Here is a 12095-nt window from a genome sequence, read left to right on the forward strand (position 1 = left end):
CAACATGGCACGTTTCTTCATCGATCGCCCGGTGTTCGCCTGGGTGCTGGCGATCTTCATCATCCTTGCCGGTGTCCTGGCGATTCCGCGGTTGGCTGTGGAGCGCTACCCGGCAGTCGCTCCGCCCAGTGTCAGCATCTATGCGAGCTATCCAGGCGCAAGCCCGCAGACATTGAACGATGCGGTGGTCGCGCTGATCGAGCGCGAACTGTCCAGCGTCAAGCACCTGCTGTACTTCGAATCGTCGGTGGATACCTCCGGGGAGGCGTCGATCACGGCGACCTTCCAGCCGGGAACCATCCCCGAACTGGCCCAGGTCGATGTGCAGAACCGGATCAAGGCGATCGAGCCGCGGTTGCCGCGCAGCGTGCGCCAGAACGGGCTGTACGTGGAGGCGGCCGATTCCGGTTTCCTGATGCTGGTCGGCCTGCGTTCGCCGGATGCCAGCGTCAGCGAGGCCGCGCTGGGTGACTTCATGGCGCGCAACATCATCGAGGAACTGCGCCGCATCGACGGTGTCGGTCGCGTGCAGCTGTTCGGCGCGGAGCAGGCGATGCGCGTCTGGCTCGATCCCACGCGGCTGACCGGGTACGGCCTGACCATCGGTGACGTTGCCAGCGCCATCGAGCAGCAGAACCTGGAGATCGCACCGGGTCGCATCGGCGACTCCCCCGGTCTGCCCGGCCAGCGCCTGACCGTGCCGCTGACCGCCGATGGCCAGCTGTCCACGCCCGCGCAGTTCGCTTCGATCGTGCTGCGTGCGCGGGCGGATGGCTCGCGGGTACTGCTGGGTGACGTCGCCCGGGTCGAACTGGGGGCGCAGAGCTACGCCTGGGGTACCCGAGAGGATGGTCAGCCTGCGACGGCGGCGGGCGTCCAGCTGCGGCCCGGAGCGAACGCCGTACGCACTGCGGCAGCGGTGCGCGAAAGGATGGCCGAGCTGGCGCCGCTGCTGCCGCGTGGTGTCGAGGCGAGCATTCCGTTTGATACCGCACCCTTCGTCAGCATCTCGATCCGCAAAGTAGTGCAGACACTGCTGGAGGCCATGCTGCTGGTGTTCGCGGTGATGTACCTGTTCCTGCAGAACTGGCGCTATACGCTGATACCTGCCATGGTCGCGCCGATTGCGCTGCTGGGTACGTTCGCGGCGATGCTGGCGCTGGGGTTCTCGATCAACGTCCTCACCATGTTCGGCATGGTGCTGGCGATCGGCATCATCGTCGATGATGCGATCGTGGTGGTCGAAGGCGTGGAACGGATCATGGCCGAGGAGGGGTTGCCACCCCGCGAGGCGACGATCAAGGCAATGCGCGAACTGACCGGCGCGGTAATCGGCATCACCCTGGTACTGACCGCGGTGTTCATTCCGATGGCGTTCGCCAGTGGTTCGGTAGGCGCGATCTACCGTCAGTTCACCGTCGCGATGTCGGTATCGATCCTGTTCTCCGCACTGCTGGCGCTCAGCCTCACGCCTGCACTGTGCGCCACGCTGCTGCGCGGAAGTACACGCGGGCATCATGGCCGCAGTGGCCTGTTCGGCGCCTTCAACCGCGGCTTCGAGCGGATGACCGGCCGCTACCAGCGTGGCGTGGCCGCTGTGCTGCAGCGAAGCGGGCGCGTGATGGGGGTGTTCGTCGCACTGGTGGCAGCGCTTCTGCTGGGCCTGAACGGGTTGCCCGGGGCATTCCTGCCGGAGGAGGACCAGGGGTACTTCATGACCTCGATCCAGCTGCCGGCCGAGGCGACCACCGAGCGCACGCTTGCCGTCGTTGAAGCGTACGAACGTCACGTGGCCTCGCGCCCCGGCGTTGCATCCAACCAGTCGATCCTCGGGTACAGCTTCTCCGGCTCGGGGCCGAGTGCTGCACTGGCCTACACGATGCTGAAGGATTGGGGGGAGCGTGCCGGTGCGACGGCTGCCGGCGAGGTGGAGGCGGTACGGAAGGCGATGTCGACGCTGGTCGAGGGCGAAGTCATGAGCGTGATGCCGCCGGCCATCGACAGCCTCGGCCGCTCGTCAGGCTTCTCGCTGGCGCTGCAGGCGCGGACCGGGCAGACCCAGGCCGAGCTGCGCGCTGCCCTCCAGCAGCTGCTGCAGCTGGCCCAGGCCAGCACACTGCTGTCCGATGTGCATGCCGATGGAATGCCCGCAGGTACCAGCGTCCGGCTTGACATCGATCGCGCCAAGGCCGAGGCGATGGGCGTGGCGTTCAGCGAGATCAGCGGAACGCTGTCGGCGGCAATGGGCTCGCAATACGTCAACGACTTTCCGAACAAGGGACGGCTGCAGCAGGTCATCGTCCAGGCGGATGCGCCGTACCGGATGGAGCTGGGCGACGTGCTCAAGCTGTATGTCCGCAACAGCGAAGGGGGCATGGTGGCGCTGTCGGAGCTGGTCGATCCGCAGTGGACGGAAGCGCCCCTGCAGCTGCAGCGCTATCTCGGCTTCCCGGCATTGAATCTGTCCGGCGCGCCCGCGTCGGGCGTTTCCACCGGGCAGGCGATGGACGAGATGGAGCGCCTGGCCCGGCAGCTGCCGGCGGGCTTCGCACTGCAGTGGACCAGTCAGTCGCTGCAGGAGCGCGAGTCCGGCGCGCAGGCCCCGTGGTTGCTGCTGCTGTCGATGCTGGTGGTGTTCCTGGTCCTGGCGGCGCTGTACGAGAGCTGGTCCATACCAATGGCGGTGATGCTGGTGGTGCCGCTGGGCCTGCTGGGAGCCGTAGCGGCGGTGCTGCTGCGGGGCATGCCCAACGACGTTTTCTTCAAGGTCGGCATGATCACGGTGATCGGCCTGTCGGCGAAGAACGCGATCCTGATCGTCGAGTTCGCGCGACAGCTGCAGCAGCAGGGACGCGGGCTGGTGGAAGCGGCCGTGGAGGCAGCGCGCCTGCGCCTGCGGCCCATCGTGATGACGTCGCTGGCGTTCGCGCTCGGCGTGGTGCCTTTGATGGTGGCGCAGGGTGCCTCGAAGGAAACACAGCAGGCAATCGGTACCGGTGTGTTCGGTGGCATGGTCAGCGCGACCGTGCTCGCGGTGTTCTTCGTGCCGGTGTTCTATGTGGTGGTGCAGGGGGTGCGGCAACGGATCGCGCGGCGCCTGCGCAGGCGCCGGCCACTGCCGGAAGGATCTGTGGATGGGAACGGATAACGGTCAAAGGCTGCACGACGTGCAGCTGAAGGCGCTGGAACGGCGCCTGTGCAAGGCCCTGATCGAGGGTGATCGGCAGGCACTGTCGCTGCTGTTGTCGCCGGCGATGTTCATGATGGATGGCGATGGCGGGCGTCTGTTTGATCTGCCCTGGCTGGATGACTGGTTGGGCGGGCACCTGCAGGTGCGGGCGCTGCATCTGCAGGCGGTGGACACCCTGCTGTGCGGTCGGCTGGCGCTGCTGTCCAGCCCGGTGCAGATGGTGGTCGTCCGGCACGGGCAGGAGCAGGCATTGCGGATGCGTCTGTTGCGGGTCTGGGCCTGTAGTTCCGGCGGGGAGGGCGCGCAGCTGCTGTCGATGACGGTGCTCGCGGCGTGAACGCGATCACATCGGTTTCAGCGCCGGCTCATCGCCGGATGATAGGGTGGTTATCTTAAGTACGGTCGACAAGGAGTCGAGTCATGCGTGTAGTTTCCAGTCTGTCGACGGCTTCGCTGGCCCTGGTGCTGGCGGCCTGCCAGCCATCGACGCCGCCTGCCGCAGCAGGTGGCACGGCTGACCCGGCGCCGCCGGAGCCGCAGCCGCTGTCCACGAACTCGACCGCCAGCCAGACGGCCTATCAGTGTGGCGATCTGGCCGTGCGTGCGACGTTCAACGGCGAGGACGCAGCCACCGTGGTGATCGGGGATCGCACGTTCGCCATGACCTCCGAGCGTGCTGCTTCGGGGGCGAAGTACGGCGACGGGCAGGGCAACAGTTTCTGGACGAAGGGCCACGACGACGGGCTGCTCAGCCTGAAGGGCGAAGTGGACCGCGAGTGCCGCGCTGTGGAGACCACGGAAGGCGACGGCCGTGCCGGTGCTGCCGCGTTCAGGGCGACCGGCAACGAACCGGGCTGGCTCGCGGTGGTCGACGGTGACACGCCCGGCCTGCAGGTGCAGGTCGATTATGGCCAGCGGCACTTCGACGTGGGCGCGCCCAACCAGGGGGCGGACGGGTGGAGTGGCAAGGCTGCGGACGGTACCGACATCAAGCTCACCTTCCAGCGCACGACGTGCACGGACGACATGAGCGGCGAGCCATTCGAGGCGAAGGCGATGCTGACCGTCGGCACGCGCCAGTACCATGGGTGTGGCAATTTCGGCGCCAGGCAGCCGTAAGTTGGTCGGCAGAGCCGAGCGGGGCTCGGCTCTGCCAGGCGCGTGCGGTCAGCTCAGTCCGCGCGGCCTGCGAACTCGCCGGTGGCAGTGTTCACCAGCACGCGTTCGCCATTGACGATGTACTCCGGCACCATGATCTCGATACCGGTATTGAGCTTGGCCGGCTTGGGACGCTTGGTGGCGGTGCCGCCCTTCAGTTCCGGCGGGGTCTCGATCACTTCCAGCACCACCGAGGCCGGCAACTGGATGGCCACCGGCTGCTCGTCGATCACCTGCACGTAGATGCCGGTCAGGCCATCGGTGATGTAGCCGGCGTCGTCGCCGATGACGTCCGCATCCAGGGTGTAGGGGGTGTAGTCCTCGTCATCGAGGAAGACGAATGCATCGCCATCCTTGTACGAATAGGTGGACTGGCGGCGCAGCAGTTCGACCTCGACCAGATTGTCGTCGGCATCGAAGCTGGCATCGAGCTTGTTGCCGCCCGGCACGCTGTACATGATGAAGCGGAAGCGGACGTTGCCACCCCGGCCCTGCGGGGAGCTGCGCTCGATGTCGCGGATCTGGTAGACGCCGTTGTTGTACTCGACGACGTTGCCCTTCTTGATGTCGTTGGCTTTCATGGTGATCTGGGTCGTTGGGGGTGGACGCCGTCCCGGCGCCCGGGGGAATCACTTCGGAGCGAGGCGGGTAGCGCCGTCCAGGCGGATGGTCTCGCCATTGAGGTAGGTGTTGCCGAGGATGAAGCCGACCAGGCTGGCGAAATCCTCCGGCTTGCCCAGCCGCGACGGGAACGGGATCGAGGCGGCAAGCGACTGCTGTACGGCTTCGGGCATGCCATCGACCATCGGTGTCCAGAACACGCCCGGGGCGATGGTGTTGACGCGGATGCCGAAGCGCGAGAGCTCGCGGGCCATCGGCAGCGTCATCGACACCACACCGCCCTTGCTGGCGGCGTACGCGGCCTGGCCGATCTGGCCCTCATAGGCGGCGATGCTGGCGGTGTTGATGATGACACCCCGTTCGCCATCGGCGCCGGCCTCGTTGTGCTGCATGCGGTTGGCGGCGGCCTTGGCCACGTTGAAGCTGCCGACCAGGTTGACCATCACCGTGCCCTGGAAGCCGGCCAGCGGCATCGGTCCTTCCTTGCCGAGCACACGGCCCGCGCCGAGGATGCCGGCGCAGTTCATCGCCACGTTGAGGCTGCCGAGGAAATCGTGGGCCTGGTCGATGGCCGCCGCCACGGCAGCTTCATCACTGACGTTGACGTTGAAATAGCGGGCGTTGTCGGCACCCAGCGCGGCGACGGCGGCGCTGCCTTTGTCGTCGTTGAGGTCGAACAGGGCCACCTTGCCGCCTTGGACGACGAGGTGCTCGGCCACGGCCAGGCCAAGGCCGGAAACGCCGCCGGTGATCACGGCACGTACGGAAGACAGCTGCATTGCACGGTCCTGCAGGTTCGAGAACCGCCGATTCTAACGGAAGCCACGACCGCTGCCGTTGTGCACCGCGCCGCCCGGAGCCCGGGCGACGCGCCCTGATGGATCAGACGGCCGCGAGGGCCTGGCCGGTGCGGCTGGCGGTCGCACGCCCGAGCAGGCCGGCCAGCCAACGACCGGTTTCCGCCAGCGCCGGCAGGTCCACCCCGCTGTCCAGGCCAAGGCCCTGCAGCAGATAGACCACGTCCTCGCTGGCGACGTTGCCGCTGGCGCCTTTCGCGTAAGGGCAGCCGCCCGCGCCGGAGACGGCGCTGTCGACCACGCGCACGCCTTCTTCCAGGCAGGTGGCGATGTTGGCAATGGCCTGCCCGTAGGTGTCATGGAAGTGCACGGCCAGCGCGCTCATCGGGATCTCCGTGGCGACTGCCTGCAGCATCGCCCGCGCCTTGCGCGGCGTGCCGACGCCGATCGTGTCGCCCAGCGAGATCTCATAGCAGCCCATCTGGTGCAGGGCGCGCGCCACCCGCACCACATCGGCTAGGGGGACCTCGCCCTGGTAGGGACACCCCAGCACGGTGGAGACATAGCCGCGTACCCGTACGCCATCGGCGGCGGCGCGGCGCAGGATCGGCTCGAAGCGGGCCAGCGACTCGTCGATGCCGGCGTTGGTGTTGGTGCGGTTGAACGCCTCGGAGGCGGCCGTGAACACCGCCACTTCCTCCACGCCGACCGCGAGCGCCCGCTCGTAGCCCTGTTCATTCGGTACCAGCACTGGATAGTGGATGCCGGGCCGGCGCTGGATGCCGGCATAGACCTCAGCGGCATCCGCCAGCTGCGGCACCCACTTCGGGCTGACGAAACTGGTCGCTTCGATGCTGCGCAGGCCGGTGGCCGACAGGCGGTTGATCAGCTCGATCTTGTCGGCCGTAGAGACCGGTTGCTTTTCGTTCTGCAGGCCGTCCCGCGGGCCGACCTCGACGATGCGGACGTAGTCGCTCATGCCTCCGTCTCCGCAGCGGGGCGCTGGCAGACCGCCTCGATGTTGTTGCCGTCCGGGTCGAGCACGAAGGCGGCGTAGTAGTTCGGGTGATACCAGGGACGTACGCCGGGACCACCATTGTCGCGTCCTCCGGCGGCCAGGGCGGCGGCATGGAACGCGTCCACCTGCGCGCGGCCGGTACAGGCGAAGGCGACGTGCACGCCATGGCTGACGCTGCCGCCATTGCCGATCCAGAAGAACGGCTTGCCATCGCGGCCGAAGCCGACCTGGTCATGGGTGCCGGTCTGCTCCGCGGTGACCTCCATCACCACGCCGATCTGCAGTGGGGCCAGTGCCTGGCTGAAGAACGCCCTGCTGCGCGCCAGGTCGGCGCTGGTCAAACCAAGATGATCGAGCATGTTCAGGCCTCCGTGACCCAATGGGGGGCGCGCTTGTCGAGGAAGGCGCCCAGGCCTTCCTGACCCTCGGCCGAGACCCGCAGGCGCGCGATCAGGGCGGCATTGTCGCGGTCGAGCGCATCGCGGTCATGGCTGTCACGGACCTGCCGGACCAGGCGCTTGGCCGACGCTGAGGCGATCGGGCCGGCCTTGTCGAGCAGGGCCAGCTGGCGCTGCACCGCCTCGTCCAGCCGCTCCGGTTCCACCAGCTGGTGCACCAGGCCGATGCGCAGCGCGGTGTCGGCGTCGAAGTGCTCGCCGGTCGCGAACCAGCGGCGGGCCTGACGCGGCCCGATCGCCTCGATCACGTACGGTGAGATCACGGCCGGCAGCAGGCCAAGGCGGCTTTCGGTCAGGCCGAACCGGGCGCTGGTGCTGGCGATGGCGATGTCGCAGCAGGCGACCAGGCCGACACCCCCGCCGAAGGCGGCACCGTGGACCCGGGCCAGGGTCGGCTTGGGCAGTTCGTCCAGGGTGCGCATCAGGCGCGCCAGGGCCAGAGAATCCTCGCGGTTGTCAGCCTCGCTGGCGGCGGCCATGCCCCGCATCCACTGCAGGTCGGCACCGGCCGAGAAGGATGCGCCGTGGCCGGCCACCACCACCGCGCGCACCGCGTCTTCCCGCCCGGCCGCCTCCAGCGCGGCGGTCAGCCGGGCGATCAGGCCGGCATCGAAGGCGTTGTGCAGCTCCGGCCGGTTCAGCCAGAGGGTGAGGACGGCGCCACTGCGCTCGATCTGCAAAGCATCGTTCATGGGATTCCAGGGTCACTCCATACCTGTATGGATCATAGCGGGCCATTGGTCATGGGCCATGACGCGACGCGGGAATGTTAGAATCGAGAACCATTTACATCCAGCAGAGAACAGGCTAGATGACGCTGTCCGAACTGCCCCTGCATACCTCGGCCGTGGTCGACTCCGTGCAGGACCTGCATGCCAACGATGCCATTGCCCGCCGCCTGCGCGAGCTGGGCTTCGTCAAGGGCGAGGAGGTCCGCCTGGTGGCCAAGGGCCCACTGGGGGGAGAGCCGTTGCTGGTGCAGGTCGGGTTCACCCGTTTCGCACTGCGTATCAGTGAAGCCAAGCGCGTCGTGATCGACGCTGCCAGCCAGGAAAGACGTGCATGACCGCATCCGCCACTGCCGCCCCCCTGCGCATCGCGCTGGTCGGTAACCCGAACAGCGGCAAGACCGCCCTGTTCAACCAGCTGACCGGCAGCCGGCAGAAGGTCGCCAATTACACCGGCGTGACCGTCGAGCGCAAGGAAGGACGCCTGCGCGCACCCTCCGGCCGCGAGTTCGCCGTGCTTGACCTGCCGGGTGCGTACAGCCTGCACCCGGCGAGCCTGGACGAGGCGATCACCCGCGACCTGTGCCGGGGCTTCTATCCGGGCGAGGCCGCGCCGGACGTGCTGCTGTGCGTGATCGATGCCACCAACCTGCGCCTGCACCTGCGCTTCGCACTGGAACTGCGCGAGTTGGGCAAACCGATGGTGGTGGCGCTGAACATGGTGGATGCGGCCGAGCGCCGTGGCATCCAACTGGACGTGGCAGCGCTGGAGCGCGAGCTGGGCGTGCCGGTGGTCGAGACCGTGGCGGTACGCAAGCAGGGCGCGCGTGCGCTGGTCGAGCGCCTGGACCGCATGGTGCCGCACCTGGATGCGCCGATGCCGCCGGCCGAGGACGGCATCGACTACCACGCCCGGGTACGTGACATCCTGGCGGTGGCCGTGCGCATGCCGGCACGCACCGCGAAGATCGACGACACGCTTGACCGCTGGCTGCTGCATCCGGTGTTCGGACTGGTGACGCTGGTCGTGGTGATGTTCCTGATCTTCCAGGCGGTGTTCGCCTGGGCGACACCGCTGATGGATGGCATCGAGGCCGGCTTCGGCTGGCTGGGCGAGGTGGTCGGTGGCGCGCTGCCGGAGGGGCCGCTGACCAGCCTGCTGACCGACGGCATCATCGCCGGCCTGGGAGGCGTGGTGGTGTTCCTGCCGCAGATCCTGATCCTGTTCGCGTTCATCCTCGCGCTGGAAGAGTCCGGCTACCTGCCACGTGCAGCGTTCCTGCTCGATCGGCTGATGGCCGCGGCCGGCCTGTCGGGGCGTTCGTTCATCCCGCTGCTGTCCAGCTTCGCCTGCGCGGTGCCGGGCATCATGGCCACCCGCAGCATCCAGGATCCACGCGACCGGCTGGCGACGATCCTGGTGGCGCCGCTGATGACCTGTTCGGCCCGCCTGCCGGTGTATGCCCTGCTGATCGCCGCCTTCATTCCCGATGGCAAGGTCGGCATCTTCAACCAGCAGGGCCTGGTGCTGTTCGGACTGTACGTGGCCGGCATCCTCAGCGCGCTGGCGATGTCGTGGGTCATGAAGAAGTGGCGCCGCGACAAGAGCGAGCATCCGTTGATGCTGGAGCTGCCCTCGTACCGTATTCCGCATCCGCGTGATCTGGCAGTCGGCCTGTATGAGCGTGGCATGATCTTCCTGCGGCGCGTGGGCGGCATCATCCTGGCGTTGACCGTGCTGCTGTGGTTCCTGCTGTCGTTCCCCGGTGCGCCCGCCGACGCCACGCTGCCGGCCATCGATTACAGCTACGCCGGCCGCATCGGTCATGCGATGACCGCGGTTTTCGCCCCGCTGGGTTTCAACTGGCAGATCTGCATCGCACTGATTCCGGGCCTGGCCGCGCGTGAAGTGGCGGTTTCCTCGCTGGCGACGGTGTACGCGCTGTCCGCGGCCGACGACGATGCGGCGATCTCGGCGCTCACGCCGGTGGTGGCCGATGGCTGGTCGCTGGCCACGGGCCTGTCGCTGCTGGTGTGGTTCATCTATGCGCCGATGTGCATCTCCACGCTGGCCACCATCAAGCGTGAGACCAACTCGTGGAAGAAGATGGGTTTCGCGGCGTTCTACCTGTTCGCAGCGGCCTACGTTGCAGCGCTGATCACCTACCAGGTGACCGTGGCGCTGGGAGGCGGCTGATGGACGCAGGACTGCTGCTCCAGTACCTGCTCGTTGCGCTGGCCGTGCTGGTCAGCGCGTGGGTCGTACTGAAAAAGCAGTTCCCCGGCACCGTGCGCAGGATGCGCGGTGCCTTGGCACTGGCGCTGCTCAAGCCCGGCCGCGCCGGCTGGCTGCAGGCGCTGGGCCGCAGGATCGCGCCGCCTGTCAGTGGCGGCGGCGGTGCCTGTGGTGGCTGCGACAGCTGCGGGCCGACGCCGCCGAAGCAGCACTGACGATGCCGGGAGAGAGCGGGGGCTGCTGCGCTCGCCGAAGCCTCAATCCCGCACCAGCCCACCGTCCACCACCAGATTCTGGCCGGTCACCGCGCGCGCCCAGGGGCTGGCGAAGAACAGCGCGGCGTCGGCGAACTCGGCCGGCGTGGTCACGCTGCGCAGTGGCGTGTTGGCGGCGATGTAATCGAACACCGCCTGCGGTGTCGCGGCGCTGGCGTCGGTGCTGCGCAGCAGGCCACCGGACAGCATGTTGACGGTGATGCCCTGCGGCCCCAGGTCGCCGGCCAGGGTGCGGGTCAGCGAAAGCAGGGCGGCTTTGGCGGCCGTGTAGTCGTGATAGGGCACCACCGGGTTCTGGAACAGATTGGTGCCGATGTTGATGATGCGGCCGAAACCGCGCGCCTGCATGCCGGGCAGGGCGGCCTGCACGGTGTTGAGCGCGCCGCGCACGCTGCCTTCGAACTGCGCCTGGAACGCCGGCCAGCCAATGTCGGCGGCGCCGTCGCGCGCATCACCATTGAAGGAGAAATCGGCCAATGCATTGTTGACCACAGTGGTCACGCCCTGGCCGAAATGCGCCAGCGCCTGCTGCAGGAGTGCCTCGATCTGGCTCCGGTCGGTGACGTCGGCGCGGAGCGCGAGTGCCTGCCCGCCCAGCTCCACCGCCAATGCACGTGCGGCCGCCTCGCTGCGGTGGTAGTTGATGATGACCCGGGCACCCTGCGCGGCGAATGCGCGGGCGATATGCTGGCCAAGGCCGCGGCCAGCGCCGGTGACCAGTACCAGCTGTTCGCTGATCTGCATGGGAAATGCGGTCCATTGCATGAAGAGTCCTGCAGCGTAGCAGCGATGATGCTTGCCGGACCGGGCATGCTGCCGCTAGCCTGCGGGGCATGAACCAGACTCCCCTGCGATTGCTCATTCACGGCGCTTCCGGGCGCATGGGCCAGGCCCTGCTGCGGCTGGCCGCCGATCATCCCGAAACCCTGCAGATCGTGGCGGCGGTGACCGGCCGCGCGCCGGCCCAGCGGGTGGTCGACGGAGTGCCGTTCTTTGCCGCCAGCGAGCTGGCAGGGGCGCCGGCATTCGATGTGGCCATCGACTTCAGCCTGCCGGAAGGCTTCGATGCGATGCTGGCCCTGTGCGTTGAACGCGGCGCAGGCCTGGTATCGGGTACCACCGGCATCTCCAGTGCGCAGCGCCAGGCGCTGGACGCCGCCGCGGCGCGCATTCCGCTGGTGTGGGCTTCGAACTTCAGCCTCGGTGTCGCGGTGCTGGACGAGCTGGTCGAGCGTGCTGCGCAGGCCCTGTCGGGCTGGGACTGCGACATCGTGGAATCGCACCATACGCAGAAGAAGGATGCGCCCTCGGGAACGGCACTGACCCTGGGCGCAGCCGCGCAGCGGGGTGGGGCGGATCCGCAGTACGCCAGCCTGCGGGCCGGCGATATCGTGGGTGAGCATCTGGTGCAGTTCACCGGCCTGGGCGAGCGCATCGAACTGGTCCACCGGGCGACCAACCGCGACATCTTCGCCCGCGGTGCGCTGTTCGCCGCACGCCAGCTGCAGGGGCGGGCGCCCGGGAGCTACCGGGTGCGCGACCTGCTGGACGGACCCCGTTAACCGGTAGCGCCGGGCCATGCCCGGCGGCTCGTTAGTTCCGCCGGGCATGGCC

At 67.9% G+C, this 12095-nt stretch carries 13 protein-coding genes; 7 read left to right on the top strand and 6 right to left on the bottom strand.

The features are described from left to right. Positions 1–4: 4 nt before the first annotated feature. From ACVOJ1_RS06460 to ACVOJ1_RS06470, 3 genes are all read left to right on the top strand, one after another. The gene (locus tag ACVOJ1_RS06460) at positions 5–3148 is read left to right on the top strand and encodes a multidrug efflux RND transporter permease subunit (RefSeq protein ID WP_111186468.1); all 3144 of its coding nucleotides are present in this window, start codon (positions 5–7) and stop codon (positions 3146–3148) included. Then, entirely contained in the window at positions 3135–3527 is a 393-nt protein-coding gene (locus tag ACVOJ1_RS06465; RefSeq protein WP_065175600.1) for a nuclear transport factor 2 family protein, read from the top strand. Before ACVOJ1_RS06460 ends, ACVOJ1_RS06465 begins: the two co-directional genes overlap by 14 nt. Positions 3528–3610: 83 nt before the next feature. Next, positions 3611–4309 carry an MliC family protein gene (locus ACVOJ1_RS06470; RefSeq protein WP_053519509.1) on the top strand — a complete coding sequence of 233 codons (699 nt, stop codon included), beginning with the start codon at positions 3611–3613 and terminating at the stop codon, positions 4307–4309. Positions 4310–4362: 53 nt separating this feature from the next. On the opposite strand, the gene yeiP is transcribed toward ACVOJ1_RS06470, so the two are convergent. From yeiP to ACVOJ1_RS06495, 5 genes are all read right to left on the bottom strand, one after another. Continuing rightward, positions 4363–4929: an elongation factor P-like protein YeiP gene (gene yeiP, locus ACVOJ1_RS06475; protein ID WP_005409468.1), complete on the bottom strand. Its 567-nt coding sequence runs from the start codon at positions 4927–4929 to the stop codon at positions 4363–4365. Between the two features lie 48 nt (positions 4930–4977). Then, complete coding sequence (locus tag ACVOJ1_RS06480; protein ID WP_346480162.1) at positions 4978–5748, bottom strand: SDR family oxidoreductase; 771 nt, start codon at positions 5746–5748, stop codon at positions 4978–4980. Positions 5749–5851: 103 nt separating this feature from the next. Beyond that, the gene (locus ACVOJ1_RS06485; RefSeq protein WP_065175602.1) at positions 5852–6745 is read right to left on the bottom strand and encodes a hydroxymethylglutaryl-CoA lyase; all 894 of its coding nucleotides are present in this window, start codon (positions 6743–6745) and stop codon (positions 5852–5854) included. Beyond that, on the bottom strand, positions 6742–7143 hold the full coding sequence (locus tag ACVOJ1_RS06490) for a VOC family protein (RefSeq protein WP_065175603.1): 402 nt from the start codon (positions 7141–7143) through the stop codon (positions 6742–6744). The genes ACVOJ1_RS06485 and ACVOJ1_RS06490 overlap by 4 nt, the downstream gene beginning before the upstream one ends. A 2-nt stretch (positions 7144–7145) precedes the next feature. Beyond that, complete coding sequence (locus ACVOJ1_RS06495; RefSeq protein ID WP_053519513.1) at positions 7146–7934, bottom strand: enoyl-CoA hydratase/isomerase family protein; 789 nt, start codon at positions 7932–7934, stop codon at positions 7146–7148. 119 nt (positions 7935–8053) lie between these two features. Between ACVOJ1_RS06495 and ACVOJ1_RS06500 the strand changes: the two genes are divergently transcribed. From ACVOJ1_RS06500 to ACVOJ1_RS06510, 3 genes are read left to right on the top strand one after another with little or no spacing between them, the layout of a single operon-like run. Beyond that, positions 8054–8308: a FeoA family protein gene (locus ACVOJ1_RS06500; RefSeq protein WP_053519514.1), complete on the top strand. Its 255-nt coding sequence runs from the start codon at positions 8054–8056 to the stop codon at positions 8306–8308. Next, positions 8305–10167 (top strand): ferrous iron transport protein B, encoded by a 1863-nt coding sequence (gene feoB / locus ACVOJ1_RS06505; RefSeq protein ID WP_065175604.1) that lies wholly within the window; start codon positions 8305–8307, stop codon positions 10165–10167. Before ACVOJ1_RS06500 ends, feoB begins: the two co-directional genes overlap by 4 nt. After that, complete coding sequence (locus ACVOJ1_RS06510; protein WP_065175605.1) at positions 10167–10421, top strand: DUF6587 family protein; 255 nt, start codon at positions 10167–10169, stop codon at positions 10419–10421. The genes feoB and ACVOJ1_RS06510 overlap by 1 nt, the downstream gene beginning before the upstream one ends. A gap of 42 nt (positions 10422–10463) precedes the next feature. Here the strand turns inward: ACVOJ1_RS06510 and ACVOJ1_RS06515 are convergent, their stop codons facing one another. Next, positions 10464–11225, bottom strand: coding sequence for a 3-oxoacyl-ACP reductase (locus tag ACVOJ1_RS06515; RefSeq protein WP_346480163.1), 762 nt, complete (start codon positions 11223–11225; stop codon positions 10464–10466). Positions 11226–11314: 89 nt separating this feature from the next. Here ACVOJ1_RS06515 and dapB point away from each other — a divergent pair, with 89 nt between their 5' ends. Continuing rightward, positions 11315–12043, top strand: a complete 729-nt coding sequence (dapB, locus tag ACVOJ1_RS06520; RefSeq protein WP_080375328.1) for a 4-hydroxy-tetrahydrodipicolinate reductase — start codon at positions 11315–11317, stop codon at positions 12041–12043. Positions 12044–12095: the final 52 nt, after the last annotated feature.

Source organism: Stenotrophomonas sp. STEN225 (assembly GCF_056756445.1).